The sequence below is a fragment of the Paenibacillus larvae subsp. larvae genome (genome assembly GCF_002003265.1).
GTDB lineage: Bacteria > Bacillota > Bacilli > Paenibacillales > NBRC-103111 > Paenibacillus_H > Paenibacillus_H larvae.
The window spans coordinates 4,152,299-4,178,696 of sequence record NZ_CP019687.1 but is presented as its reverse complement, the minus strand read 5'-3'; the positions used below and the strand labels follow the sequence as shown (position 1 = coordinate 4,178,696).

The 26,398-nt window shown below is 45.3% G+C and carries 21 protein-coding genes, 5 pseudogenes and 1 other annotated feature; of the genes and pseudogenes, 11 read left to right on the top strand and 15 right to left on the bottom strand.

The genetic code is table 11. The features are described from left to right. Positions 1-10: 10 nt before the first annotated feature. Both BXP28_RS21820 and BXP28_RS21815 read right to left on the bottom strand, forming a co-directional pair. A complete protein-coding gene (locus BXP28_RS21820; protein ID WP_036657929.1) occupies positions 11-346 on the bottom strand; it encodes an STAS domain-containing protein in 336 nt (111 codons plus the stop codon). 80 nt (positions 347-426) lie between these two features. Then, a complete protein-coding gene (locus BXP28_RS21815; RefSeq protein ID WP_036658421.1) occupies positions 427-849 on the bottom strand; it encodes a DUF948 domain-containing protein in 423 nt (140 codons plus the stop codon). A 253-nt stretch (positions 850-1,102) separates the two neighbouring features. Here BXP28_RS21815 and BXP28_RS23085 point away from each other — a divergent pair. Continuing rightward, a pseudogene (locus tag BXP28_RS23085) lies at positions 1,103-1,236 on the top strand (ferritin-like domain-containing protein); the annotation flags it as partial. 42 nt (positions 1,237-1,278) lie between these two features. On the opposite strand, the gene BXP28_RS21810 reads toward BXP28_RS23085, so the two are convergent. The 3 genes and pseudogenes from BXP28_RS21810 to BXP28_RS21800 all read right to left on the bottom strand — a co-directional run bounded on the left by BXP28_RS21810 (position 1,279) and on the right by BXP28_RS21800 (position 3,639). Further along, positions 1,279-2,376, bottom strand: coding sequence for an ATP-binding protein (locus tag BXP28_RS21810; protein WP_023482707.1), 1,098 nt, complete (start codon positions 2,374-2,376; stop codon positions 1,279-1,281). A gap of 22 nt (positions 2,377-2,398) precedes the next feature. Next, positions 2,399-2,723: pseudogene (locus BXP28_RS21805) on the bottom strand (response regulator); the annotation flags it as partial. 70 nt (positions 2,724-2,793) lie between these two features. Continuing rightward, on the bottom strand, positions 2,794-3,639 hold the full coding sequence (locus BXP28_RS21800) for a carbon-nitrogen family hydrolase (RefSeq protein WP_046654983.1): 846 nt from the start codon (positions 3,637-3,639) through the stop codon (positions 2,794-2,796). 152 nt (positions 3,640-3,791) lie between these two features. On the opposite strand from BXP28_RS21800, the pseudogene BXP28_RS21795 reads away from it, so the two are divergent. From BXP28_RS21795 to BXP28_RS21760, 8 genes and pseudogenes are all read left to right on the top strand, one after another. Beyond that, positions 3,792-4,986: pseudogene (locus BXP28_RS21795) on the top strand (pyridoxal phosphate-dependent aminotransferase). A 96-nt stretch (positions 4,987-5,082) separates the two neighbouring features. Then, positions 5,083-5,305 (top strand) — a binding site (T-box leader). A gap of 102 nt (positions 5,306-5,407) precedes the next feature. Beyond that, positions 5,408-6,520, top strand: a complete 1,113-nt coding sequence (proB, locus tag BXP28_RS21790; protein WP_023482704.1) for a glutamate 5-kinase — start codon at positions 5,408-5,410, stop codon at positions 6,518-6,520. A gap of 21 nt (positions 6,521-6,541) precedes the next feature. Further along, complete coding sequence (locus BXP28_RS21785; RefSeq protein WP_023482703.1) at positions 6,542-7,789, top strand: glutamate-5-semialdehyde dehydrogenase; 1,248 nt, start codon at positions 6,542-6,544, stop codon at positions 7,787-7,789. Positions 7,790-7,931: 142 nt separating this feature from the next. After that, positions 7,932-8,789: a pyrroline-5-carboxylate reductase gene (gene proC, locus BXP28_RS21780; RefSeq protein WP_036657926.1), complete on the top strand. Its 858-nt coding sequence runs from the start codon at positions 7,932-7,934 to the stop codon at positions 8,787-8,789. A gap of 75 nt (positions 8,790-8,864) precedes the next feature. Next, positions 8,865-10,130 carry a 2,3-diketo-5-methylthiopentyl-1-phosphate enolase gene (locus BXP28_RS21775; RefSeq protein WP_024093787.1) on the top strand — a complete coding sequence of 422 codons (1,266 nt, stop codon included), beginning with the start codon at positions 8,865-8,867 and terminating at the stop codon, positions 10,128-10,130. Next, the gene (locus tag BXP28_RS21770) at positions 10,127-10,780 is read left to right on the top strand and encodes a 2-hydroxy-3-keto-5-methylthiopentenyl-1-phosphate phosphatase (RefSeq protein ID WP_023482700.1); all 654 of its coding nucleotides are present in this window, start codon (positions 10,127-10,129) and stop codon (positions 10,778-10,780) included. The genes BXP28_RS21775 and BXP28_RS21770 overlap by 4 nt, the downstream gene beginning before the upstream one ends. After that, positions 10,777-11,441 (top strand): annotated as a pseudogene (mtnB, locus tag BXP28_RS21765) (methylthioribulose 1-phosphate dehydratase). The gene BXP28_RS21770 and the pseudogene mtnB overlap by 4 nt, the downstream one beginning before the upstream one ends. 191 nt (positions 11,442-11,632) lie before the next feature. Beyond that, entirely contained in the window at positions 11,633-12,301 is a 669-nt protein-coding gene (locus BXP28_RS21760; protein ID WP_023482698.1) for a GTP pyrophosphokinase, read from the top strand. Positions 12,302-12,385: 84 nt separating this feature from the next. On the opposite strand, the gene BXP28_RS21755 is transcribed toward BXP28_RS21760, so the two are convergent. The 8 genes from BXP28_RS21755 to BXP28_RS21720 form a co-directional block, all read right to left on the bottom strand. After that, the gene (locus BXP28_RS21755; RefSeq protein ID WP_023482697.1) at positions 12,386-13,057 is read right to left on the bottom strand and encodes a DnaD domain-containing protein; all 672 of its coding nucleotides are present in this window, start codon (positions 13,055-13,057) and stop codon (positions 12,386-12,388) included. A 24-nt stretch (positions 13,058-13,081) separates the two neighbouring features. Continuing rightward, positions 13,082-14,380 carry an asparagine--tRNA ligase gene (gene asnS / locus BXP28_RS21750; protein WP_024093784.1) on the bottom strand — a complete coding sequence of 433 codons (1,299 nt, stop codon included), beginning with the start codon at positions 14,378-14,380 and terminating at the stop codon, positions 13,082-13,084. A gap of 73 nt (positions 14,381-14,453) precedes the next feature. Then, entirely contained in the window at positions 14,454-15,659 is a 1,206-nt protein-coding gene (locus BXP28_RS21745; protein WP_023482695.1) for an acetate/propionate family kinase, read from the bottom strand. Continuing rightward, positions 15,656-16,528 (bottom strand): 3-hydroxyacyl-CoA dehydrogenase family protein, encoded by an 873-nt coding sequence (locus tag BXP28_RS21740; RefSeq protein ID WP_023482694.1) that lies wholly within the window; start codon positions 16,526-16,528, stop codon positions 15,656-15,658. The genes BXP28_RS21745 and BXP28_RS21740 overlap by 4 nt, the downstream gene beginning before the upstream one ends. 230 nt (positions 16,529-16,758) lie before the next feature. Further along, entirely contained in the window at positions 16,759-18,309 is a 1,551-nt protein-coding gene (locus BXP28_RS21735; protein ID WP_023482693.1) for an AAA family ATPase, read from the bottom strand. Beyond that, positions 18,293-18,841 (bottom strand): hypothetical protein, encoded by a 549-nt coding sequence (locus BXP28_RS21730; protein WP_036657923.1) that lies wholly within the window; start codon positions 18,839-18,841, stop codon positions 18,293-18,295. The genes BXP28_RS21735 and BXP28_RS21730 overlap by 17 nt, the downstream gene beginning before the upstream one ends. A 128-nt stretch (positions 18,842-18,969) precedes the next feature. Further along, positions 18,970-19,425, bottom strand: coding sequence for a cell wall elongation regulator TseB-like domain-containing protein (locus BXP28_RS21725; RefSeq protein ID WP_023482691.1), 456 nt, complete (start codon positions 19,423-19,425; stop codon positions 18,970-18,972). 86 nt (positions 19,426-19,511) lie between these two features. Then, on the bottom strand, positions 19,512-20,813 hold the full coding sequence (locus tag BXP28_RS21720; RefSeq protein WP_241466827.1) for an amidohydrolase: 1,302 nt from the start codon (positions 20,811-20,813) through the stop codon (positions 19,512-19,514). A 327-nt stretch (positions 20,814-21,140) separates the two neighbouring features. Here BXP28_RS21720 and BXP28_RS21715 point away from each other — a divergent pair, with 327 nt between their 5' ends. Together BXP28_RS21715 and BXP28_RS21710 are read left to right on the top strand one after the other, a co-directional pair. Further along, positions 21,141-21,770 (top strand): DUF47 domain-containing protein, encoded by a 630-nt coding sequence (locus BXP28_RS21715; RefSeq protein ID WP_023482689.1) that lies wholly within the window; start codon positions 21,141-21,143, stop codon positions 21,768-21,770. Positions 21,771-21,803: 33 nt separating this feature from the next. Further along, on the top strand, positions 21,804-22,802 hold the full coding sequence (locus BXP28_RS21710; protein WP_023482688.1) for an inorganic phosphate transporter: 999 nt from the start codon (positions 21,804-21,806) through the stop codon (positions 22,800-22,802). Positions 22,803-22,824: 22 nt separating this feature from the next. Here the strand turns inward: BXP28_RS21710 and BXP28_RS21705 are convergent, their stop codons facing one another. Together BXP28_RS21705 and dinG are read right to left on the bottom strand one after the other, a co-directional pair. Beyond that, positions 22,825-23,463 carry a redox-sensing transcriptional repressor Rex gene (locus BXP28_RS21705; protein ID WP_023482687.1) on the bottom strand — a complete coding sequence of 213 codons (639 nt, stop codon included), beginning with the start codon at positions 23,461-23,463 and terminating at the stop codon, positions 22,825-22,827. Then, positions 23,460-26,317: pseudogene (dinG, locus tag BXP28_RS21700) on the bottom strand (ATP-dependent DNA helicase DinG). Before dinG ends, BXP28_RS21705 begins: the two are co-directional and overlap by 4 nt. Positions 26,318-26,398 lie beyond the last annotated feature (81 nt).

Genomic DNA, 26,398 nt, shown 5'->3' with positions numbered 1-26,398 from the left:
CTTTCCTTTCTTATTTAACAGTATTCGTTACGGCCGTCAAAAACGGAATCATGCCTGTAATATCAAATAGTTTTTGGATTTTCGGAGGAATATCCTCAACTGCCAAAGGAGCCTGTAAAGAATGCCTGGTTTTTATTATTGGGAGAATGACACCTAACCCCGTACGGTCCATATTGCTAAGTTCCTTCATATTCAATACCAGACGGCGGTCTTTATCTTGTAACAGAGGATCTGCAGCTGCTTTAAATTCCGGCGCTTTAGACAAATCCAGTTCGCCGATGAAATTTATAATATTGGACTCGCTATTGCTCTCTTTTTCTATGCGAAAATTTTTACCAATTATCATGAAATACCCTCCTTTTGTAACAAACTGATGCATCAGACCGGCATAAAAACTTTTAACCACGAAGGCAACAATGTTGCCCTTTATTTTTTTATTTTTCTCACAATGTCAATCACAACGGGAATAAAAGGCAATATTTTGTTAAACGGACTTTTAGGGGCTTTCAATTCTTCCTGTACTTTATGTTGAACGGTATCCGTCACGGTAGCGGAAGCCTGTTTGACCGAATATGTAATTTCACTTACGGCATCACCAATGTTTTTGATGGAATAAAAGGTATTATCTAAAGCATGCAGTTTATCTCTTACATCCACCGTGATTTCGTTGGTATGCTTCAGCAGTTCTGACGCATCTGTTGAAATTTGATTAACCTGCTGCTGCATCTGATTTACAGCCTCGTTTGTTTTGTCTACCAGAGCCGTTACGGACTTTAATGTTTGTATCAGATATACCACCAATACTACGAAAGCCACGGTTATCACTGCCACACTAATCTGCCATATCATTAATGCCACACTCCTTTTGTAGGTCTTATCCTATATTACCACAGGTTAGGTATACATTCTTACCCGGGTAAATTTGGATTGAAACAAAGAAATGGGCCTATTTTCGCCTTCCGAATATCCGGGTATTTTACGCATAGACAAGTTTATCATTTTATAGCACAGGAGGATGAGACCATGACTAAAACGGTATCCAAACCAACAGAAGAATGAAACGGTTGCTTTTTTGAACCAGCAAGTAGCTAATTGGACAATTATGTATGTCAAAATCCATCAGTTTCACTGTATGTAAAAGGCTCCAATTTCTTTACCTTGCATACGAAGTTTAAAGAGCTGTATAAAAAAGCCGATGCCAATCTGGATACGCTGGCCGAACGGATCCTGGCCTTATAATGCTGTTGGAAAAGTTTATAAACCTCCTCTGTCTAATATTCAGGGGAGGTTTTCTTTATGCAAGGGGGCCAAACGAATCGTAAATATAAAGGACGTCCCTTCCCTCTCAACCGATGTTACCGTAATGGTGCCAGACATAAGTTCAATCAGGTTTTTGCAAATGACAAGTCCCAACCCCGTTCCACCGTATTTCCGTGTCATGGAAAAATCAATCTGGGAAAATGACTTGAACAGCCTGTCCATCTTATTTTTGGGGATTCCGATGCCGGTATCCGATACTTTAAATTCCAGTTCCACTCCATCCTTTTCTTCCGACCGTTTTTTTACTTCAAGAGATACTTTGCCTTTCTCGGTAAACTTAACGGCATTGCTTAACAAGTTGATTAAAATCTGCCTTAGGCGAGTGGCATCTCCAACTACATACTGCGGAATATCTTGGTTGATCCTACGTTCCAGGACCAGATTCTTCTTGCGGCATTCCACAAGAAACAGATCGATACATTCGCCAATTAACTGCTCCAGGTGAAAAATTTCTTCTTCCAGCTCTATCTTGGAAGATTCCATTTTTGTAAAATCAAGAATGTCGTTGATAATTGTCAATAGTGCATTTCCGCTCTTGCTGATCGTCTCGGTATATTCTCTTTGTTCCTCTGTCAGTTCCGTTTCAAGAAGAAGATCCGCCATAGCCATTACTCCATTCATTGGCGTGCGGATCTCATGGCTCATTACGGCAATGAAGTTAGATTTGGCCCGGTTGGCCGCTTCTGCAGCTTCCTTGGCCATGAGCAGCTCCTTGGTTCGCAAATCCAGCATTTCCGTTTGATGCTGCAGCTTTTTTTGAATCGTATACATGTTCACAAAACCGGCTATTTTGGATTTTAGCATTTGGGGGGTGAACGGCTTTACAATGTAATCAATGGCCCTGAGGGAATATGTTGTAAATAAATGTTCTTTTTCATGAGATGCAGCCGTCACAAATATAATCGGGATATCTTTAGACTTATTTAAATTCTCCTGTTGATCGTCCACCAGTAAAACCTTAATCTGTTCATAATAAGCCTCATATCGTGAGAAAGTTATCGATTCTTTATCTCCAAGAATCAAAAAACCGGAAGGTCTTAAACTATCGTAAATCAACTTGTGCACCTGATTCTGAAGGTTTGATTCTGGCTATCAATTCAATTTTATTGATAGGTTTGGTTACATAATCGCTGGCCCCCGCTTCCAAGGCTTCCGCCAGTTTGATAGAATCTCCCATAGCCGTAACTATAATCACCGGTATATCGGTAAAAGGCTCTTCTTCATGCAGCTTTCGCGTGGCCTGAATTCCATCCATCTCCGGCATCATCATATCCATCAGGGTAAACTGAAAACATCTCTATAGCCGAAGTAGCTTTCATCAGTTCGCAATATCCCGCGTTCTTTAAAATCTTTTTCATCACGATCAAATTAACCGGGTTATCATCTACAATCAAGATCCCCATACTGCTCTCCTCTTCATCTATACTTTTTCTGATGGATTGTACTGAATCGCCCTGGTTATATTGGAGGCCGCTATGTTGAAGTACCCTGTTCCATGTCTTCTGAATCAGCCTCTGACCATCTCTGATAATATTCAGGCCTACGGTCACGAAATACCGGAATTTTCTGTCTGACCTTATCCACTTCATGCAGGTCCATTCCCGCATACAGAATCTGCTCTTCCTCTCCTGCTTCAGCAAGGATCTCTCCCCATGGGTCAATAACCATAGAGTGGCCGAAAAACCTGGTATCGCCACTGGCTCCACAGCGGTTGCACGCCAGTACATAAAGCTGGTTTTCAATGGCTCTCGCCTGAAGAAGTGTCCTCCAATGGTGGAGCCTAGGATGCGGCCACTGCGCGGGAATAATCAGCAGCTTAACTCCTTCCAAAGCATGGCTTCTGGCAAGTTCCGGAAAACGGATGTCGTAACAGATCATCCCGCCTGACGGGATACCTTCCAATTCGAAGTTCCCGGGTCCATCCCCGCTTTGGAGATAGATGTATTCGTCCATCAGGCGAAACAGGTGGATCTTGCGGTAACATCCAATCTCCCGTCCTTCCCGGTCAAACACGAACATGGTATTGTAAACGTGTTCTCCCCGTTTTTCTGCAATCGATCCGCCAACAATCATAACATTGTGCATACGGGCAAATTCTCCAAGGATGCTCTTTGTTCTGACTCCGCCTTTGTCAGCAAGTGCACGAATACTTTCCAGCGCATACCCTGTATTCCACATTTCGGGCAGCACAATTAAGTCAGGTTTTTGCGGCTGCTTTACCGCTTCAGTAAGCTTTTGAACAACCCTGTCAAAATTCACGTCTGGTTCACCGATTTGAATATCCATTTGAATTAACGCTGTATGAACATTTGGATTCATGGCACTCTCCCTTTCTTTGATTCTTTTATTATAGCATTGGCCGGAACCGTTCATAGAACAATGTACCAAAAAAGGATATAGTATACATCATTTTCATTTCATGATACATTGTTTCTATCTTCTACATAAAAAAACGGAAAGGAGGAACATGTATGACATCAGATTCTATCTATTCCCTAAACATTCAGGGAGCTTCCCGGATGGCAGAGTTGCCTGAACAATTTTTTGCCGGACTAGTAAAAAAAGCAGCGGCCGAAACCGCAAAAGGACGATATCATTAATTTGGGACAAGGTAATCCCGATAGACCCACTCCTTCCCATATAGTGAAGAAATTAAAACAAGCGGTCGAAAACCCCCTATATCACAAATATCCTCCATTCAGCGGATACTCATTTTTGAAGGAGGCAATTTGCCGGAGGTATCTGGAAGACTACGGGTTTAGCCTGGACCCGGAAACCGAAGTCGCCATTTTGTTCGGCGGAAAAACAGGACTCGTGGAAATCAGCCAGTGCCTGCTCAATCCTGGTGATGTCTGCCTTGTACCTGACCCGGGTTATCCGGATTACCTTTCCGGTGTAAGTCTGGCGGGAGGGAAAACGGTTATGATGCCGCTTCTAAGTGAAAACGGTTTTCTTCCTGTTTTCGAAAATCTGCCGTCCGATGAAGTCACTAAAGCGAAACTGATGTTTTTAAATTATCCCAATAACCCCACAGCGGCAGTGGCAACCGCAGACTTCTATGATAAGGCAATTGCTTTCGCCGCCGAAAACGGCATTGCTATCGCCAGTGATTTTGCCTATGGTGCTATTGGCTTTGACAGACTCAAGCCTGTAAGCTTTTTGGAGAGACCATATGCCAAGGAAGTGGGAGTAGAGTTTTACACCCTCTCCAAAACCTATAGCATGGCAGGATGGAGGGTCGGTTTTGCCCTCGGTAACCGGGAGATCATCCGCCTCCTAAATCTGATGCACGATCACCTGTATGTATCCCTGTTCGGAGCGGTACAGGAAGCGGCAGCGGAGGCACTTACCGGGCCGCAGCAATGCGTTACCGAACTCCGGAAATTGTATGAAGGACGGCGAAATACGCTGTTCCGGTCGCTGGAGCTGATAGGCTGGAAAGCGGTACCTTCCGCCGGCTCCTTCTTTGCCTGGCTGCCCGTTCCGGCCCCGTACAGTTCGGCTGAGTTCGCGGACCTTCTTCTTCAAAAGGCCCATGTTGTAACTGCGCCCGGAATCGGATTCGGACAACATGGGGAAGGTTATGTCCGGGTCGGCCTCCTGACTTCGGAAGAACGTCTGCAGGAAGCGGTGCATCGGATCGGGCGTTCAAATTTATTCACCTGATTGAATCCATGTACCCGCTTCGGATGGAAATCTTAATTATGAAATTGATTCGTTTGCTTTACATTCGGAAAATGGCGTGCTATTCTAAAAAGAAAAGCGAACGTAGTGATGGGAATAGTAAAGAATATATCTCATGGGCAGAGAGTAAGCTCCCTGGCTGAAAGAGCTTATCTTGAGTTATTCTTGAACCCGCCCCTGAACGGTCAACGAAGAGTTGAACAGTTCCCTGCTGTTATCCAGGGATTAAGCCGGATGCGCGGGGAATAACCTTGTACATCAACAAAAGGTGGTACCGCGGAAGTAAACTTTCGTCCTTTGTCTGGGCGAAAGTTTTTTTATTCTTGTAGTAGAATCAATTTCATATAGTTATGAAATTGATTCAGTACTCTAAGGAAAGGACATCAAAGGAAGTGACAATATCATGCAGCAAAGAGTCGTTGTAAAAATCGGGAGCAGTTCCCTTACTTCAGAGAAAGGCGGTTTATGTAGAGACCGGGTCCGGTTCTTCGCTGCTGAGCTGGCGAGGCTGCGCCATCAGGGGTTCCAAGTACTGCTGGTTACATCAGGGGCCGTAGCTGCCGGCTATACGACGCTTGGTTTCCCCATAAAACCAAAACATCTGCACGAGAAGCAGGCGGCAGCATCGGTTGGGCAGGCTTTGCTGATGCAGTGCTATCAAGATGCTTTTCTTCAGCACCGCATTAGTACAGCGCAAATTTTGCTGACCCGCTCTGATTTTTCAAATCGGAAAAGAATGCAAAATGCCTCAATGACGATCGATGAACTCCTCGGCAGAGGGTTTATTCCTATCATTAATGAGAATGATACCGTATCGGTGGATGAACTGAAATTCGGGGATAATGATACTTTATCTGCTCTCGTAGCCACCATGACAAAAGCCAATCAACTGATCATCATCACAGACACCGCCGGATTATATACGGAGGATCCCCGCCGTAATGCTGGTGCCCGCCGCATTGAGGAAGTCCAGGTGATTAATGAGGAAATCCTGGAACTTGCCGGAGGCGCCGGCAGTGCCGTCGGTACGGGAGGAATGCGTTCCAAACTTGAGGCGGCCCGCATCGCGATGCGGAATGGAATTCCCGTATTCGTCGGATGTGTTCAAGAAAGTGGAGATCTCGTACTTGCTGTCGAACATAACGGAAAAGGAACTTACTTCAATACGACTTGCCATTCCCTCCCAATGAAAAAACAGTGGGTCGGTTTTCATTCTCTGCCTCAAGGTAGTGTTATTGTAGATGCCGGAGCTGAACAGGCCCTGGTTCAAGGGGGAAAAAGTCTGCTCCCGGCCGAGGCCAGCGGCGATTTCCACCCCGGAGATGTCATAGAAGTTTATAATCAGGAAGGCAGCTGCATCGGACGCGGGGTTACCAACTATGCTTCATGGGAAGTACAAGCTGCAGCTGGACTTAGTACGGATGAAGTCCAAAAAAGACTGGATGTACATCGGATTGAAGTCATCCACAGGGATGAATGGGTTACACTGGACCCCATCCTGTTTACTAATCCATAGATAAATAAAGGAGATGATTACATGAGTGAAGTAATACAAAAAGCAAAACTGGCTAAAGAAGCATCCGTAATTATGGCTACCCGGACAACAGAGCAAAAAAATGAGGACCTTCTCCGCATGGCCGATGCGTTAGAAGCCCGGAAGGCGGATATCATAGAGGCCAATGCCGAAGATCTTGAACGCGGTAAGAAAAACGGTCTTACGTCTTCTTTATTGGACCGCCTTGCCTTGAACGGGGCCCGCATCTCGGCCATGGCCGTTGGACTCAGACAAATAGTCAAGCTTCCTGATCCTGTTGGGGAAAAGCTTGAACAGTTTACCCGTCCAAATGGACTTCTGGTGGAAAAAGTACGTGTCCCTCTCGGTGTAGTGGGTATGATCTACGAAGCAAGGCCCAACGTAACAGTAGACGCCGCCGGGCTTTGTTTAAAAACCGGGAATGCCGTCTTGCTTCGCGGCGGTTCCTCCGCCCTATCCTCCAATACGAAGATTGTAGAGGTCCTTCATGAGGCTTTACAGGATAGCGAGCTCCCTAAGGATGCCTTGGAGCTGATTCAGGATGCAAACCGCTCATCTGTGGATGAAATGCTAAAACTTAACGGCCTGCTCGATGTGCTCATTCCGCGTGGAGGACAATCCCTGATCCGCAATGTCGTGCAAAATGCTACCGTTCCCGTCATCGAAACCGGGGCTGGCATCTGCCATACCTACATCGATGAAAGTGCCAATGAAGAAATGGCTTTAAGTATTGCAGTAAATGCCAAAGCACAACGGACATCAGTATGCAATACCATGGAAACACTGCTCATTCAGCACAACTTTGCCGGTCAACATCTGGATAAAATCGCCCGCCGGTTTAGTGAAGAGCATGTTGAGCTGAGAGGCTGTCCGAAAGCATGTAAAATAGTTCCGTCCATGAAAGCAGCAACCGAACAGGACTGGGATACGGAGTATAACGATTATATTTTAAACGTGAAAGTAGTGGATTCGTTGGATGAGGCGCTTGAACATATCCGCAAACACGGCACCATGCATTCGGAATGCATTGTTACAGAAGATGAACAAAATGCGGAACGGTTCCTTCAGGAAGTGGATGCGGCTGCCGTCTATCATAATGCTTCAACCCGGTTCACTGACGGTTTCGAATTCGGGTTCGGTGCCGAGATCGGAATCAGTACACAAAAGCTGCATGCAAGAGGACCTATGGGGCTGCCGGCCTTAACCTCAACGAAATACCGGATTTACGGAAGCGGACAGACCAGACTCTAGTATCAGGTATGGTACAAAACGGATAAACTAGGATTTCATAAATTAGATTTCCATCCGACCGGTTGCATGATGAAATTGATTATCCTTAAATAAAATTCAGTTTTTATCATAACATCTAGAAGAACAGACTGGAGGAAAAATGATGAATAGTTCATTAGCCTCAAAAAGAATTGCCTTTATAGGAGCCGGAGCGATGGCGGAGGCCATCATACAAGGATTGATCGAAAAACAGAAAGCCGGACCGGGTCATATCTGCGTCATGAACAACCAAAATAAGCAAAGACTTCATGAACTCCAAGAACGATACGGGGTCCGGACTGCTTCGGAGCCTTCGGAGAAAGATAAGATGGTCAAGGAAGCCGATATCGTCGTGCTTACCATGAAGCCAAAAGATGTAGAACGGTCATTTGCCCACTTGAAGGCACTGCTTCATCCCGGCCAGCAGATTGTATCCGTAATTGCCGGATTACAGATCGACAAAATGCAGGAACTGTTCGGGCAGAAGCTCCCTATCATTCGTACAATGCCCAACACTTCCTGTACCATCGGACTTGGTGTAACCGGGATGAGCTTCTCCAGGGAAGTGACTTCCGGGCAAAAAGAGGCCATTATCGACATGTTTCAAGGGGTTGGAATCGTTTCGGTGGTGGAAGAAAATCAGCTGGAAATCATAACAGGGGTTTCCGGAAGTGGTCCTGCCTATGTATACTATTTTATGGAAGCTATGGTGAACGCGGGAATAGAAGGCGGATTACCAGATGATGAATCCAGAAAGCTGGTGCTGCAAACCTTTTTAGGTGCCGCTAAAATGGTAGAACTAAAAGGGGAGGACCCGGCCGTTCTCCGCAGGAAAGTGACCTCGCCGAACGGGGCTACCGAAGCGGCCATTGCCGTACTGGACCGCTACCAATTCTCCGAGAGTATTGTCAAAGCTGTTGACCGGTGCGGTGAAAGGGCCAGAGAACTGGGCGCACAGATCGCTAAAACTCCCTTGAGTTAATTTTTGGATGAAATCCGCTGGTATCGCTCCCCTTCCCGGCAGCTTCTAATAATAATAAAAGCGGGTGATCTTCAGGTGAGTTATTGTATTGCGACGTATCGTTGCTATGATGAAAAAACGGACTTTGCCAAAAAAGCGCAAGGTATTGCTGTCGGGCTAACTGTCGGCAGCTGGACGGAGTTACCCGCGGCCAAAAAAGAGCAGATGAGCAAACATCTGGGTAAAGTGGTCCAAGTAGACGTCCATGAGGGAAATCCTGGCGGAAGATATGCCGATATTCAAATCGCTTATCCCGACGTCAATTATTCCGGGGATATTCCGGCTCTCCTGGTTACGGTCTTTGGAAAACTGTCTATGGACGGGAAAATCAAGCTCATAGACCTGCATTTCTCCGAAACTTTTATGGAAGGCTTTGACGGACCCAAATTCGGGATTCAAGGCATCCGGGAACTTCTGGGCGTACATGACCGCCCCCTGCTGATGAGCATTTTCAAGTCTGTAATTGGCTACGACCTTAAAGAACTGCAAACACAGTTTTATGAACAGGCAGCAGGCGGAGTGGATTTGATTAAGGATGATGAAATCCTGTTTGAAAATCCCCTCACGCCGATTGAAAAAAGGGTCGCAGTTTGCAAGGAGGCGTCAGAGCGTGCCAAAGATACAACCGGACAACACCTTCTGTATGCGGTCAATTTGACGGGACCCGCTTTTTCTTTGAAAGATCAGGCTTATAAAGCTATCGAAGCGGGAGCCGGCGCGTTCTTGTTCAACGTGCTTGCGTACGGGTTTGATGTACTGCACGAGCTAAGCCGCGATCCCAATATTCCGGTTCCTTTCATGGCGCACCCTTCTCTTTCCGGAGCTTTGTATCCCTCACAGGCCTATGGAATTGCAGCCCCTGTCCTGCTTGGCAAACTCATGAGGCTGGCAGGAGCCGACCTGGTCCTTTTCCCTTCTCCCTACGGTTCTGTCGTGATGCCTAAAGAAGAGAACATGGCGATCAAACAGGCTCTTACCACTGGACAAGGAAAGGATTATATAAGCGGAAATACAGGGGATCAAAGCAGTGAAGGGGCTTTTTTACCCTTAAAACCAAGTATTCCGGTTCCCTCAGCAGGTATTTATCCCGGATTGGTTCCTCTTATTATGCGGGACTTTGGAAAAGAAGTAGTCGTAAATGCAGGAGGTGGCGTACATGGGCACCCTATGGGAGCAGCCTCGGGAGGGCGTGCTTTCCGCCAGGCCATCGAAGCTGCATCAAGGAACATTCCTCTTCCTGACTATGCAGAGAATCATCCGGAATTAAGAGCAGCCATAGAAGCTTGGGGAGTGAAACAATGAAAGTCATCTTCTGTGATTTCGACGGAACCATAACCGAATCCGATAATATTCTGGCCATTATGCAGCACATACAGCCTCCGGGTTGGGAAGACCTGCTTCACCGTCTTGTTAAGAAGAGGTCCCTCTCGATCCGTCAGGCGGTGGGGGCCATGTTCCGTTTAATCCCGGCCTCCAGGCAAAAAGAAGTCGTGGATTTCCCTATCCGCAACGCGCGGATACGTGAAGGGTTTGGCTCTTTTGTGGAGTATTGCCGCGAACAAGACATACAGCTGCTTGTCACAAGCGGTGGTATCGATTTCTTCGTATACCCTCTCCTTGAGCCTTTCGGAATCCCACGGGAACGGATATTCTGCAATGCCAGCAGCTTTGAAGGGGACCGCATCGAAATTATTTGGCCTCATTCATGCGATGAGTACTGCCAGGCAGACTGCGGCATGTGTAAAACCAGTATCATACGGGGCTATAACCCTGAAGAATATACACGCATTTTGATAGGGGATAGCATTACCGATTTTGAAGGAGCCAAACTTGTGGAGAAAGTGTTTGCCCGCTCTCATCTGGTAGATTTGTGCAAAAAAAAAGGGTATCCTTACCACCGTTTTGAAACATTTACGGAAATTATCCGGCATTTAAAGGAGATGAACCCATGATCCAAACGGCATTTACGCTGGAACAAAAACAGCGCGCGTTCGAGGAACTTAAAGCGATCAAGCAATTCGCGGCAGACCGGGGATGGTTTCCCGCAACTAGCGGCAACTTATCTGTCAAACTCCCCCTTCCCCTTTTTCTGCCACTCAGGATGAGAGGTTTCACTTTGCTGTAACAGCCAGCGGGAAAGACAAATCCATGCATACGCCGGAAGATTACCTGATTGTAGATGAGAACGGCCGGCCAGCGGAAGCAACGGGATTAAAGCCTTCTGCCGAGACTCTCATCCATTGTGAAATTTATAAGCATACAAATGCGGGTGCCGTTTTGCATGTTCATACCGTCTTTAATAATCTCATTTCCGAAATGTATGCCGAGCAAGGATATGTCCCCGTGGAGCGTGTGGAATTAATCAAAGCTTTTAACATTTGGGAAGAAGATTCCCGGATCGATATTCCGGTCCTTCCCAACTATGCGGATATACCCAGTATTGCCCGGCTTGTAGAGAGAGCCTTGGTTCCACGGATTCCGGGAATACTTCTGCGAAATCATGGAATTTATGCTTGGGGAGCCAATATGTTTGAAGCCAAAAGGCATCTGGAAGCCTTTGAATTTTTATTCGAATACGTATACCGTTGGCATCTATTAGCCGCACGAAAGTAATTTTATCCCTTTTGCCCGTAAGGGCTCTTTTTTTTGCATCTTTTTGTGGGGGAGTTTCGTAATAAACAAAAGAAAAAATTATAGAAACTATTAGGTACTTTTCAGCTTTTTTTAATAGACAAAGGGTATATTCAGGGTAGAAGCCCGCAATAACCAAGCCCTTTGGCTGCTGAACTTGAAAGGAGTTAAGTATGGGTATACAAATTCAAGACAAGAAAATCGCCTGGGCGGAATTTTTACTTCCTTATAAATTTGCCGTAGATGAGCTTTTCACCAAATTTACGAACATTAAAAGTGAATTTCATTTAATAAAACGGACAACCCCCATTGAACATGTAAAACGCCGGGTTAAAACCCCTATGAGCATTGTCAATAAGCTTGAGCGCAAAAGGCTTCCTGTGAATATTGAAAGTGCCAGAGAGCATATTCAGGATATAGCCGGCATTCGGATTATCTGTCCTTTTATCACCGATATCTACCTGGTCTATGAACATCTATTGAATTTACACGGCATCCGTGTAATTCAAACCAAGGACTACATCAAAAACCCGAAAGCAAACGGATATCAGAGTCTGCATATTATCGTTCAAGTGCCAATCAGCCGCCCCCACGGTGTAGAATGGATCTATGCGGAAATCCAGCTCCGCACCATGGCCATGGATTTCTGGGCCAGTCTGGAACATATCATCTATTACAAATTTGACAAAAAGATTCCGGACAAATTGCTCGACGATCTTCATGAAGCTGCGTTAGTGGCGGACCAGTTGGACAAAAAAATGCTGCAAATTCGTAACGAAGTACAAAGTATCAAGGATGAAGATGTTCCTTATCCCTTCCTTGAATCATCATTAACAATTTAAAAGGAACCTTTTTCCCCCAAAAAAACCGGTGATGCCGAATTTTAGCACCACCGGTTTTTCATTTTTATTCTATTTAAGCCGGACCTATCTGGAACCGCGGAAACGCTGGGTAAATTCCTTTGCCTGCTGGGCGGTTTGAATCCGGTTGCGTCCCCATTCCAGCAGAATGCGGTCAATATAACGGAAATGTATCTTTCCGGCAAATACGGCTTCTTTTAAAGCAGCCAGAATAAGTTCTTCAGCATACTGATCCTGATCCAACCACCCGGATATAGTCTCCAGTTCCATGGGAGTGAGGGGTCTGGCAAACTCCTGTTCAAAAATGGAGAAAAGATTCCCACTGCCCTCCGGTTCAGCCGGATGCTCTTCCATTCTTTTGAGCTGCTCATCCAAAACCAAGTCTGCTATCTTGTCATAAAGCGGGTCCAGATTGTACCTCTCATAGTGGATGCCCGTTTCTTCATCCTTGTGATCTTCAATTAGAATAATTTTTTCTTTTAGCAATTTTTGCAGCGAAGAAATAACCAGCTCCGGGGGAGCCGACATTCTTTCTTGAAGCTCCTGAATCGTCGGAAACTGAATTTTTTCTTTATCCACAAAGGCAATCAGATGGAGCAGCAGCATCATATCCAGCTCGGAAAGATGCAGTCGGGAGTATCCCCGCAAAAGTATATAAGGAATGGATAACGATCCTTCCTTGATCCCCTGTCTGAGGGCTGATCTTTGCAGCTTATGCTGCGAAACATGAAATGTCATTCAGATCCCCCCTGGTTGCTTCGTTTACGGATACAAACGATACAAGAGACGAGGGAAAGGAATCGTCTCACGTACATGGTCGAGACCACAGATCCAGGCAACTGTACGTTCAAGGCCAAGTCCAAAACCGCAATGAGGCACTGTTCCGTATCTGCGGAGATCCATATACCATTGGTAAGCTTCCTCGGAAAGTCCGTGCTCTTTAAATCTTTGCTCCATCAGCTCGGGATCATCGATCCTCTGACTTCCGCCAATGATTTCCCCGTAACCTTCAGGTGCGATTAAATCCGCACAAAGCACTACTTCCGGGCGGTTAGGATCAGGCTTCATATAGAAAGCTTTGATCTCTGTCGGGTAATGAGTAATGAATACAGGCTTATTATAAGCCTCGGCAATGGCAGTCTCATGCGGAGCCCCGAAATCTTCTCCCCATTTAAAATCCTCAAAGCCGTTCTCATGCAGAAACTCAACCGCCTCATCATAGGCAATGCGCGGGAATGGTGTCACACATGCTTCCAGCTTGGATGTATCCCGGCCCAGCACTTTCAATTCTTTTTGGCAATGGGTCAATACGGATTTAATAATATGGGCTACGAATTCTTCCTGGATCCTCAGACTCTCTTCGTGTTCCACAAAAGCCATCTCCGGTTCGATCATCCAGAATTCAATCAGGTGGCGGCGGGTCTTGGATTTCTCCGCACGGAAGGTAGGACCGAACGAATACACCCGGCCAAGTGCCATAGCCGCAGCTTCTATATACAATTGTCCACTCTGGGTTAAATAAGCATCTTCATCAAAGTACTTCGTGTGAAACAGATTTGTTGTTCCTTCACAGGAAGATGGAGTCAAAATTGGCGTATCAACAAGGTGAAAGCCTCTCTCATCAAAGTATTCCTGAACCGCACGGATAATTTGGGAACGTATCACCATAATGGCTCGTTGCCGGGGAGCACGCAGCCACAGATGGCGATGATCCATCAGGAAATCAACCCCGTGTTCTTTCGGTGTAACCGGATACTCGTGGGTAATCTGAATGATCTCTACATGATCAACCGTCAGTTCAAATCCGCTTTGGCTGCGGTCATCTTCTCTGACTGTTCCTGTAACATATAAGGAACTTTCCTGAGTCAGCTTGGAAGCCGCATCCCAGACTTGTTCATTCACTTCACTTTTTACTACAACGCCCTGAATAAAGCCTGAGCCGTCACGAAGCTGCAGAAATTGGATTTTTCCGCTGGAACGTTTATTGTGGAGCCAGCATCCGATACGTACGGATTGTCCGACGTGGTGCTTGACATCCCGAATCATGCAAGTAGTGCTCATGCCTAACCAATTCCTCCTAAGGATGAAGTAACATCTTGTGTCTCATCATCCTATTGTACTACATTTTATCCGTTTATGCTTGGTTCTTAACCAGTCTATACGTATCGCTGGCGATAACCCATTCTTCATTGGTAGGGATAACCAGAACTTGTACTTTTGACTCATCTGTACTGATGCTCTTTTCAATGCCACGTCCGGTTGCATTACGTTCTTTATCAAACTCGATACCAAGGAAAGACAGGTTTTCACAAACGGCTTCCCTGAGTATAACCGAATTTTCACCGGCTCCGGCGGTAAATACCAAAACGTCAATTCCGTTCATGGCAGCAGCATATGCACCAATATATTTGCGGATCCGGTACGTGTACATATCAAAAGCGAGCTGAGCTTTTTTGTCGCCTTCTTCCATCGCATTTGTGATTTCGCGCAAATCGCTGCTGATTCCCGAGATGGCCAGGAGTCCGCTATGCTTATTAAGCATGGAATTTACTTCATTAAGGGTTAAATCTTCCTTGCCCATTGCATAAGGAACAACAGCCGGGTCCAGGTCACCGCTGCGGGTTCCCATCATAAGTCCTTCCAACGGGGTCATTCCCATGCTTGTGTCCACAGATTTACCATTCATAATGGCAGTACAGCTTGCTCCATTTCCGATATGGGCTGTTACAATCTTTAGTTCTTCCAGAGGCTTATTCAGGAACTTGGCTGCACGTTCACTGACATACTGATGGGAAGTCCCATGAAAGCCATACCGGCGCACCTTATGCTTTTTATACAGTACTTGCGGGATGGCATACATATAAGCATGCGGTTCCATAGTCTGATGGAACGCGGTATCGAACACAGCCACTTGAGGTACGTCCGGCATGTTTACCTCTACCGCTTGAATACCGAGCATACCTGCCGGGTTATGCAGAGGAGCCAGATCGAAAAGACGTTTAATCTCCATCTTCATTTCTTCCGTCACGATCACTGATCCGGAGAAGGACTCTCCTCCATGCACAATCCGGTGTCCCACCGCGTCAATCTCATTCGTAGATTGAATAACACCATGCTCCTTATGAACCAATTTATCAAGCACTTTCCGGATTGCAGTATTGTGTTCCAGGATTTCGCTTACTTCCCGAACTTCTTCTTTTCCTGTTGGTTCATGGGTCAAGATAGCTGATTCCATTCCAATCCGTTCAACTAGGCCTTTGGCTGATACGGATTGGTCGTTCATATTATACAATTGATATTTCAGAGAAGAACTTCCTGCATTGATTACGAGGATTTTCATATCCGGTCACCATCCTTGTCATACTTGAAAAATCCGTCTCCCGTCTTCACACCCAGGTGTCCGGCATGGACCATTTGCTTCAGCAGGAAAGACGGACGGTATTTCAAATCGCCAAACTCACGGAACATTCTTTCCAGTGCGGCCAATACGGAATCCAAGCCAAAACGGTCCGCCATTTCAAGTGGTCCAAGGCGGAACTCATAGCCGCTTTTCATGGCAAGATCAATATCTTCCGCAGATGCCACACGTTCAGCAAGCGTGTGTACCGCCTCGTTAATGAGCAGGCAAATAAGCCGAGATGTGACAAACCCCGGAGACTCATAAACCTTAATCGCTGTTTTTTGAAGCACTTCTTCCACAAAGCGGCGAGTGCGTAAATAAGTATTCTCGGAAGTTTTCAGACCACGGATAATTTCTACTAAATCCCTTTTTGCAACCGGGTGGATAAAATGCAGTCCGATCACGCGTTCCGGATGCTTGGTAGAGGAGCCCAGTTCTGTCAAACTAAGCGTGGACGTGTTGCTGGCCAGAATAATCTCGGAACCGCAAATGCCGTCCAGTTCTGTAAATAAGGCTTTTTTCAAACCCAATTCTTCACTGATCGTTTCAATTACCATGTCACAATCTGCCACTTCGGACAGTTCGGCAGTTTTATGAATGCGGGAAAGGATAAGCTTTTTCTCTACTCCTGTAATCGCCCATTTTTCCAGTTGTTTGTCCAAACTCACTTCAATTTGGTCCCAGGCAAATTCCATTCTTTCTGTATTTTTTTCTACAAGTACGACATCAATGCCTTTGCCAGCCAGCATTTCGGCAATGCCCTGGCCCATCGTGCCGCCACCAATCACGCCTACTTTTTTAAATTGCATGGTTAGACTCCTTTTCCTACTAAATTGTTGGATTCAATTTATATGGTCACACATCTTTTTTATGATACACCGAATTACCCACATTTTCATTAGTATATACAAAACGTTCAAAAGGCTTTCGCAATATTGGCAGGAAGTGTATGTGCCAGAAAGGGCAAAAGCCGCAAACGAATCCTTTGAGCAGTGCATATGGAATCGTACGGCTTTTTCTAAATTTATTGGCTTTTCTTTCATTGGGGAACAGCCGCCTTAATAGACGATGAATCTGTTTTTTCCTGGTTGATTAGCTGTTTACTTTCTTCCAGCAGCTTGCGGAACTGCTGTCCTGATAGAATTTCCTCTTTCAGAAGGATCGCCAGAGACTGTTCGAAGACAATCCGGTGCTGTTCCAGCATCGTTTTTGTTTTGGCAAACAGCTCATTCATTATCAGCGTATTTTCTTTCATCAGCTCTTCTTTTGTTACCATGTCCAAATCAATAATACCTAGAGAGGTAAGTCCAGAATCCATCATGGTCCGGACCATCCGGAGGGCCTGTTCAAAGTCATTTTTGGAACCTGTACTGCGGTTTCCGTAAAAAATCTCCTCCGAAGCGGCTCCGGCCATTGCGATCATAATTTGTTCTTCAATGGCATCCTTGGTATACAGATAAAGATCCTGTGGGGGATTATGACGTACATAACCAAGTGCTTTACCCCGGGGACTCAGAGCTACCTGGGAGACAGAATCCGGGCGGACCAGCTCTGCCATAATGGCATGTCCCAGCTCATGATAAGCAACACGTTCTTTTTCCTCCTGCGTGGATTCCCGGTCTGTTTTCTCTCCCATCATCACCTTGTCAATTGCGGATGATAAATGTTTCTGGTGAATAACTTCGCAGCTTTCCCTCATGGCATAAATTGCCGCCTCATTCAGAACGCTTTCCAACTGGGCTCCGGAAAATCCGAATGTCTGCTCCGCAACCTTCATCAGGTCAGCACTTTCCTCCAGAGGTTTATTTTGGGCATGGATCTCCAGGATGGCCTGACGGCCTTTCTTATCAGGCAGATCCACTTCTATATGACGGTCGAATCGGCCGGGACGAAGCAGAGCACTGTCCAGCATTTCCTTACGGTTAGTGGCCGCAATAATAAGAATGCGGGGAGTTTGGACCGAATGAATTCCGTCCATCTCCGTCAGCAGCTGGTTCAATGTCTGATCATATTCCCTTTGCTGGCCCCCATCCCTTTTTCCACCGATCACATCAATCTCATCAATAAAGATTACGGCATTTTCTTTGTCTTCTTTCTGAGCCCGGTTTCTGGCATCCTGAAACAGGTTACGGATGCGGCTGGCTCCTACACCTACATACATTTCCACGAATTCAGAGCCGGATGCGGCCACGAAAACCGAATTCGTATAATGAGCGGCAGCCTTTGCCATCAAGGTTTTACCGGTTCCCGGCGGCCCGGTCAGCAGAATGCCTTTTAACGGACGGATTCCCAGCCTTTCAATTTGCTCTGGTTTGATCAGAAAATCAAGTGCTTCGATCAATTCATTCTTGGCGCGGTCCTGTCCCCCGATTTGCTCAAACGTCAAATAGGTGGGCTTGCGGCCCGAGCGCCTTTGTTGGCGGCCCATAAAAACAGCCTGTCCTCCTCCACGTTGTTTGATCAGATAGTAACTCATGCCGATCAGACCCGCTGTGAATAACAGTGGCAGGGGACTTACCCCGATATAAAGAAGAAAAATAATGACAACGGGCAGAGCCCCGATTAAAATTTCTCTACTGTACCTGCTCATTCGGCCACACTCCTATCTTTGCCGATGTCCGCGGCAGGATCAGATTTTTACTTTCCTGACCTTTCGTCAGCGTGATATATACATTCTTGTTGTCCATCTCCGTTTTCACATTCAAACCCGCCATTTCTGCAGCATGCTTTTCCAATGCAGCCGGGATGTCCCCATAATGCCTGGTTTCCATGGCCTGCGCCACATCAAACAGGGACCTGGACCACCATTGTTCCAATTCTTTGGAAGGATCGTTCCCCTTCACCTCTACATTTAATTTCCGGGACCCGAGCAAGGACCTTCCTTCTTTTTCGATATATTGATAGATTTCTCTCAAACTAGCATTCTCTTTAGGTGTGACTTTCACATTCACCTGGCTTTTGCCAAACTCTATGGTAGAATCCTCCACACCGGGAGTTTTACTGATGATCTGAGAGAAAGGACTTTCCATCGCGAAACTTTGATAGGCAAACCATCCGCCAAATAAAACAGACGCTGTTATTACGACACTTATCACAATAGGAAAGAGACGCAGCTTTCTCATAAACGTCCCCCTTTCTGTAGGTTCATCTATACGTTCGTATAGCAAATAAATCTTCAAACAAAAGTATATCATAGTGGAGGACAAAATACCGAAAGAAAAGAGTGGGAAAATGTGAAAAAAAACTCAGCTTATTGTAAGCTGAGCGTATACGTATCTATAAAAGTACCGTCTGCAAATTTATAATAATCGTAATAATAACGTTTGGTTTTATTGTCTTTGACGGAATAAAACACTTCCCATACATATTCGTCCTTTAATTTGCCTGCATTTATGCGCAGGATTTCAGCACCTTCATGCTTTTTTGATACCTCATTACGAACCTGCTGTTCCGTATAATTCTGATCCGCCCGTTCAGTATGAACTTCCCCATTTTCACCTACCCAGACAATGACGGGGTTTCCCAGCTTATCCTGCCCATAGACAATCTGATAACTGCTTGTTCCGTGAAATGGGGTCACTTTGTCGGCCTTAGTCAGCACGGTTTTGGCATACGCCGCCTCCACCGCTTTCGTTTTTTCATTCCAATGTTCAGTCTGGATATTCATATAAAATCGGGTGACAACAAACACTATGGTCATCAACATAAATACAGATCCTGCGATCCATTTCCATTTCGTTGAAATTGCACATCCAGCTCCTTTCCAATTACTTTAGAATAAAGGCGGATGTCCTATTGTACCAGACGTTCAAAGCAAAGCTCAAATTCACGCTTAATCTTTTCTTCATCCAGCGTGAGGCATTTTCCGGATTTGACAAGCTGCCGGCCGTTTACCCAAACATCTATCACATCTTTTGCGGAAGCCGAGTAAACGACGTGGGATACATAATCTGTTTTCGGCAGAAAATGGGGCTGATCGATATCCAGTGCTATAAAATCAGCTTTAGCTCCCTGTTCCAGCTTACCGATATTTTCAAGCCAAATGGATTCAGCTCCTATGATAGTCCCCATACGCAAGGCTTCCGTTGCCGGAACAGCAACAGGGTCTCCGCTTACTGCTTTATGAATTAATGCCGCAAGTCTCATCTCCTCGAACATATCCAGGTTATTGTTGCTTGCCGGCCCGTCTGTTCCAAGAGAGACTTTCACTCCTGCTTGAATTAATTCGGGTACGCGGGCTACCCCGCTTGCAAGCTTGAGATTGCTTCCCGGATTGTGGGAAACCCGGACATCATGCTCGCTTAAAAGACGGATTTCCTCATCCGTCAGGTGAACCCCGTGGGCGATAAGGGCCGGTCTTGTAAAGACACCCAGTTTATAAAGATGCTCCACAGGACGAAGGCCATATTCCTTAACATTGGCCTCCACTTCACGTAAGGTTTCAGACATATGAGTGTGAATAGGCAAGTCCAGATCATGTGCGGCCTGAACGAATTGCTCAATGTAGGAAGGTGGACAAGTGTACGGAGCATGCGGCGCCATCATAGTGGTAATCCGTCCGTCAGCCTTGCCATGCCAGTCTCGGGCAAACCGGGCCGCTTCCGCCAGCTTCTGATCCTGCACTTCTTTTGGACAAAGACCGATCACGCCACGGGTAAGGCAGCCGCGCATGCCGGATTCCTCAACAGCTTTGGCTACCAGATCCATATGATCATACATATCCACGAAAGCTGTTGTTCCGCTCTTCATCATCTCAATTATTGAAAGAAGGGTGGCCCAATAAACGTCCTGGGAAGTAAATTTCGCTTCCATCGGCCACATTTTTTGCTCAAGCCAAACTTGAAGTGCCAGATCATCGCCATACCCTCTGAGCAGTGACATGGCTGCATGACCGTGAGTGTTTACCAGTCCGGGCATAAACAGTTTACCTATACCAGAAATGATTTCATCTGCTTGTTCAAGATCTTGAGGAGACGGATTTTCTCCTATATAAATAATTCGGTCTTCCTCTATAATCATGGACCCTTCCAGAACGGGACATTGCTCTTTTAGAGTCAAAAAAAACCCGTCAGTAATGACAATTTTTTTTGCCAAAGCCATAACCTCTTCTCCACCTTGGTTTTATACAAACGGGAACGACTTCGTCCGTCTACATGGGGACGAAAACGCTCGGTATATCTTCATTTTCACTCTACATCTTCCCTATGTCAAAATCAAGGGTGGCCAGCGTCAAAAAGTTCATTGCTTTCTTTATCTGTGTTATGCTATTTTATTTTTTGTGAGTTTAAGCTACAATTTTCTACATACGCACTTTGCATCCTTCATTCGAATATACAAGACATGTGCAAATTGCTAATTGAATTGTAATTTAAATCTATACGGAAATAAGGTATTCACTACAATTAGGAGGCACTTAAGACTATGGTATCCATTTTCAACAGCAAACGAGATGAAGTCGATTTTCTGGGCTTACTCGTGAAATCTGCCGATAACACACATCAAGCGGCGATCATGTTCCGCGATGCTCTGTTGGGCAATAAGCTCCCTGCTGATTTTTTTCAAAACATCAAGGATATGGAAACTAAAGGAGACCAAATCACTCACGAAATTTTCCGTGAATTAGACAAAGTGTTTATTACTCCTATCGACCGTGAAGATATCATGGAACTAGCTTCCAATCTTGACGATGTGATTGACGGAATTGAAGCAACAGCTGCCCGCTTTGATTATTTGAATATTCAAACGATCGATAAGTACATGCAGGAATTTACAGAAGTAATCGTAAAAGCTTGTGAACATTTGCTTGAAGCCTTTAAGCTGCTATCCAAGAAAAAATACAATTCAATTAAGCAACATACGGTGGAAGTTAACAGCCTCGAAAACGAAGGTGACCGCTTGATGAGAGAGGGAATTCGTGAAATTTTCACAAACCGCCGGGATCCGTATGATGATTTCAACTTGAAAGAACTCTATGAACGCCTTGAAGAAACAACCGATGTCTGTGAAGATGTCGCGAATATTCTTGAAAGCGTAGTTCTGCGCTACTCATAAGCGAAAGCCCAGCTGTAACATTAGGAGGCAAACATGATCACTTTATTCTTTATTGTAGCGCTTGCCCTGGCATTTGATTTTATTAATGGCTTTCATGATACAGCAAATGCTGTTGCCACTTCAATTTCGACCAGAGCCATGAAACCGCGTTTTGCGATTTTGAGTGCTGCAATCCTAAACTTCCTCGGGGCCATTTTCTCCTCGGAAGTTGCTAAAACCGTCGGGGGAAGCATCGCCAACCCTGCTGATATTGAGAACGGTGTTTATGTTGTTATCGCGGCTCTTCTCGCTTCAATTATCTGGAACCTTCTCACCTGGTATTATGGAATCCCTTCATCATCCTCCCATACCCTGATCGGTGCTCTTGCTGGTGCTGTCATGGCCGGTGCTGGTGCAGGGGCCCTTAATTGGGGAGGTTTCGGCAAGATTGTACTGATCCTTATCCTTTCCCCGGTCATTGCATTCGTGGCTGGTTACATGATTATGACGGTGATTAAACGCCTCATCATTCTAAGCGGTAACAAATCCCGTTCGAAGTTAAACCGTGTTTTCCGTTTTTTCCAAATCTTATCGGCATGGCTTCTGTCCTTTTCACATGGCGGTAACGATGCCCAAAAAGCTATGGGGATTATTGTTTTTGGACTCGTCGCTGCCGGTTTACAAGATACATTGGACGTACCTCTGTGGGTTAAACTGGCTGCGGCAACGGCCATGGGGCTTGGAACATCAATTGGCGGAATGAGGATTATTAAAACCGTCGGTTCAAAAATTATCAAGATCGAACCGATTAACGGCTTTGCGTCTGATTTAACATCGTCCGCCATTATTCAGGCCTCAACAGCTATGGGAATGCCGCTTTCTACCACTCATGTTATTTCTTCGTCCATTATCGGAACAGGTAGTGTCATGCGTTTGCATGATGTAAAATGGGGAACAGTTAAGCGGATGCTTGTTACTTGGGTAATTACAATTCCAATCAGTATTGCGATTGCCTATCTGATCTACATGCTCATGTTTAAATTTTTTGTATAAAGACTTAAAAACACCGAAGCTATTAAGCTTCGGTGTTTTTTTCTACCAGATAATAAGCGAGACTTTGAAGATCGGCTGTGAAATCCGCATTATGGACACGTACTTCCGGTGGAACTTTAATAATGATTGGAGCAAAGTTCAGGATAGCTTCCACACCTGCTTCAATGAATTGATTCGCTACATTTTGCGCTTCCGAAGCCGGAACGGTAATAATCCCAATCCGAACCCCCAGTTTTCTAACTGTTGGAATCAGGTCTTCCATCGGTTTCACCTGTAAATTATTGATGGTTTGACCGATTTTGCCCGGCGAAGCATCAAACACCGCTACAATCTTCATCTGATCGCTCAAATAGACGTTATAATTAGATAATGCACGCCCAAGGTTACCGGCGCCTACCAGCACTACTGGGTTTTGTTTGTCCAGATTTAGAATCTGCCGAATTTTTTCAATCAGATAAGCAACATCATACCCGATCCCCTTCTTGCCGAATTCACCAAAGTAAGCTAGATCCTTGCGGATTTGCGCCGGGTTCAGATCCAATTTCTGGCCCAGGTCCTGAGACGAAACAGTCATTACATTCTTTATGGCTAATTCGTTCAAGTACCGTAAATAAATCGGCAATCGCCGAACGACGGCTTCAGATATTTTTTCCGTCTTCATTCCTGCTTCTCTCCCATCCATTCTTCAATTCTTGGCACAATTTGTGTTCTTGTCATGTGCTCCATTTTAGGCCCTGGCAATGAATATAGGAAATATTTGCCATATTGGGTTTCTATTACACGAGTATCATACAGGATGACGATCCCTTTGTCTGTTGCTGTCCGCACAAGCCGGCCAAAACCTTGTTTAAACCTGATGACCGCTTGAGGTACGGATAATTTGATGAATGGGTTCTGATTCATTTTCTTCAATTTCTCACTTTTGGCTTCAACCAATGGATGATTTGGAGGTTGGAAAGGAAGCCTCACAATAGCCAGACAGGTCAGAGCTTGCCCAGGGATATCCACCCCTTCCCAAAATGAACTGGTCCCCAGCAGTACACAGGCTTCACTTTCTTGAAATAGCCTGGTCAGTTTGCTTCTGTTACCGGTATCTACACCTTGGCCCAGGACTTCAATACCATAAGGCCTGAGTTTTTCTTTAAGCTCCTTATGCGTATCTTTCAACATCCGGTTCGACGTAAAAAGCACCAGCATTCTGCCTCTAGTTGTTATAGCCACTTCCATCAGTGAATGAATGAGAGCCTCAACAAAAAGGGCTTCCCCCTGCCTGCCCCGTATACCCGGAAAATCACGCGGTATCATCACTAAAGCTTGTTGTCTGTAGTTAAACGTCGAAGGCAGCATAACCGTTCTCAGTTTAGCTTTCTCTTGCCCTTCTTCCGGAGATTCTAGACCAAACATTCCCAAAGAATAGCTAAAAGATTTGTTCACAGATAATGTAGCGGATGTCATGATAACACTATCTTTGGTATCAAATATCAGGTCACGCAGCAAGGGACTTACATCAAGGGGGACGCATACAAGCTGGACGGACCGGCTTTTGGTGTAAGTATTCGCTTCTAGCCAATATACAAAATCCTGATCTTCCCGTTTCATAAAAAATCGTATATTTTGCTTGTATTGGGCAATCTCTTTGGATATCCCCCCAAGGTCGGTCAATATGCTTTGCAGGTCATATTCATCTTGAACCTCTTTTAACTCTTGGATGAGCTGGTCCAATTTCTTATGAATGTCCTGAAGCGCGAGAAGCAAATTTTCCTCAATTTCTGCAAACTCATGCCAATTGTCAGGAAGAACATCCTCTTTAACCCGAATGATGAGCTGGCCGGTTTCAGCTCCGGAAGATTCATGGTTTCCGGAAAGCCATTCATACATTTTCTCCGTTAAACGGTCCCATTCCTCTTTGGCATCCACAATCCGTTCACTAATCCGTTCAACTGCCTGTAAGCTAACTGTGATTTTGTCGTTCTGTATTCCGTAAAACCGGGATAACAGCATGGGCAGCTGCCCTGAATGGCTGTCTTTGTATAGCTGTGAGAGCTGGTTGGCCAGCCCCATATAATGAAGATCCGTACCCAAATGCTTCCCGGCTACATCTTCAAAATGATGAGCCTCATCCAGAATCAGATGTTTATAAGAAGGAAGGAGCCGATTCTCAGCTTTTGTATCTGTGAGCAGCAGAGAATGGTTTGTAATGACAACATCGGATTCACCTGCTTCATATCTGGCTCTATGATAAAAACATTTCCTGAACCACGGACAATGCCTGTTCATACAGGAATCTGCATCACTGGAAACCTGATGCCAAAAAGACATCCCCCGGTTACCAAAATAAAGCTCCTCATCTTCCCCCGCTCTGTCTCATTAAGCCAGACTGTCATTTGGGCTGCCGTAAGCGTATCTTCCTTCCCGGGATCATAATCTCTGATATTCATTTTATTCTCAAATTTGCGAAGACACAAATAATGACTTCTTCCTTTAAGAACAGAAGCCGTAAACCCAATTGGCAAAATATGGTGAAGAAGCGGAATATCCCTTTCTCTTAGCTGTTCCTGAAGATTAATTGTATGTGTACTGACAACTATTTTTTCTTCATGCTTAATCCCGTAATAAAGAGCCGGAATCAGATATCCCAATGTTTTGCCGGTACCCGTTCCTGCCTCGATCATCAAATGTTTAGTATCTTCAAAAGCAGAAGCTACTTCGTGAATCATCTGTTGCTGTGCTTCTCTAGCTTCATAGTTAGGAAAGACCTTTTTGAAGGAATCATTTACCTGCTGCATATATTCATCAAATGTTCCCAGATTAAGAACATCCTGTTCATCCCGTACAGGCTCTTCTTTCCCCCAGTCATCGACATTTAAGGCAAATTGCCGATAATAACGGTAAGTTTCTTCATCCTCAGCCGTGTGAAGCTCTTTATAAGCGCGGATCTCATTAATAAACCAACCCAGGTCACTAACATTCGGATCCAGGATCTGGCTAATTCTCTGAATAGTAAGCAAAGGAAGTCCAAATAGCTTCTGCATAATGCGAATCCACAGCTCTGCTGTTACCTGGGCATCACAATTTGCCTGATGCGGGTTTTCATGTTCTATTCCAAACAAACTGCACACATGCCCCAGCTGAAAACTGCCAAGGGAAGGGAATGCAACCCTTAAAGCATCGATTGTATCGAGTACCCTTCCTGTAAAAGGAGGATACCCGGCTTTCGTTAGGGAACGCTGTAAAAAGGCGTGGTCAAATGAGGCATGATGGGCCACAAGGACACAATCAGACAACAGCGGGTATAAATCCGCCATTACTTTTTCCACTGAAGGAGCATTCTCCACCATTTCATCCGTAATGCCGGTAAGGGATGTAATAGAAGAAGGTATACGTACCCCTGGATTCACAAGGGAAGTATACCTGTCTGTAATATCGAATTCATCTATAATGACAAGACCGACCTGGATAATCGTATCGGTAGTGCTTGTTCCGGTGGTTTCAAAATCTAATACCGCAAATTTCATTCCTGTAGTTTCCATCCCTTCTTCCTTCTTCTCTTTAGCATACCAAATTATGAACGAAAAAGGGATAGCTGTTATTCTTCC

What these genes read in the sequence shown, in the direction of transcription:
- BXP28_RS21820 (WP_036657929.1), bottom strand. Translation starts at nt 346, where the DNA reads ATGATAATTGGTAAAAATTTTCGCATAGAAAAAGAGAGCAATAGCGAG.
- BXP28_RS21815 (WP_036658421.1), bottom strand. Translation starts at nt 849, where the DNA reads ATGATATGGCAGATTAGTGTGGCAGTGATAACCGTGGCTTTCGTAGTA.
- BXP28_RS21800 (WP_046654983.1), bottom strand. Translation starts at nt 3,639, where the DNA reads ATGAATCCAAATGTTCATACAGCGTTAATTCAAATGGATATTCAAATC.
- proB (WP_023482704.1), top strand. Translation starts at nt 5,408, where the DNA reads ATGCAGCAAAGAGTCGTTGTAAAAATCGGGAGCAGTTCCCTTACTTCA.
- BXP28_RS21785 (WP_023482703.1), top strand. Translation starts at nt 6,542, where the DNA reads ATGAGTGAAGTAATACAAAAAGCAAAACTGGCTAAAGAAGCATCCGTA.
- proC (WP_036657926.1), top strand. Translation starts at nt 7,932, where the DNA reads ATGAATAGTTCATTAGCCTCAAAAAGAATTGCCTTTATAGGAGCCGGA.
- BXP28_RS21770 (WP_023482700.1), top strand. Translation starts at nt 10,127, where the DNA reads ATGAAAGTCATCTTCTGTGATTTCGACGGAACCATAACCGAATCCGAT.
- BXP28_RS21760 (WP_023482698.1), top strand. Translation starts at nt 11,633, where the DNA reads ATGGGTATACAAATTCAAGACAAGAAAATCGCCTGGGCGGAATTTTTA.
- BXP28_RS21755 (WP_023482697.1), bottom strand. Translation starts at nt 13,057, where the DNA reads ATGACATTTCATGTTTCGCAGCATAAGCTGCAAAGATCAGCCCTCAGA.
- asnS (WP_024093784.1), bottom strand. Translation starts at nt 14,380, where the DNA reads ATGAGCACTACTTGCATGATTCGGGATGTCAAGCACCACGTCGGACAA.
- BXP28_RS21745 (WP_023482695.1), bottom strand. Translation starts at nt 15,659, where the DNA reads ATGAAAATCCTCGTAATCAATGCAGGAAGTTCTTCTCTGAAATATCAA.
- BXP28_RS21740 (WP_023482694.1), bottom strand. Translation starts at nt 16,528, where the DNA reads ATGCAATTTAAAAAAGTAGGCGTGATTGGTGGCGGCACGATGGGCCAG.
- BXP28_RS21735 (WP_023482693.1), bottom strand. Translation starts at nt 18,309, where the DNA reads ATGAGCAGGTACAGTAGAGAAATTTTAATCGGGGCTCTGCCCGTTGTC.
- BXP28_RS21730 (WP_036657923.1), bottom strand. Translation starts at nt 18,841, where the DNA reads ATGAGAAAGCTGCGTCTCTTTCCTATTGTGATAAGTGTCGTAATAACA.
- BXP28_RS21725 (WP_023482691.1), bottom strand. Translation starts at nt 19,425, where the DNA reads ATGTTGATGACCATAGTGTTTGTTGTCACCCGATTTTATATGAATATC.
- BXP28_RS21715 (WP_023482689.1), top strand. Translation starts at nt 21,141, where the DNA reads ATGGTATCCATTTTCAACAGCAAACGAGATGAAGTCGATTTTCTGGGC.
- BXP28_RS21710 (WP_023482688.1), top strand. Translation starts at nt 21,804, where the DNA reads ATGATCACTTTATTCTTTATTGTAGCGCTTGCCCTGGCATTTGATTTT.
- BXP28_RS21705 (WP_023482687.1), bottom strand. Translation starts at nt 23,463, where the DNA reads ATGAAGACGGAAAAAATATCTGAAGCCGTCGTTCGGCGATTGCCGATT.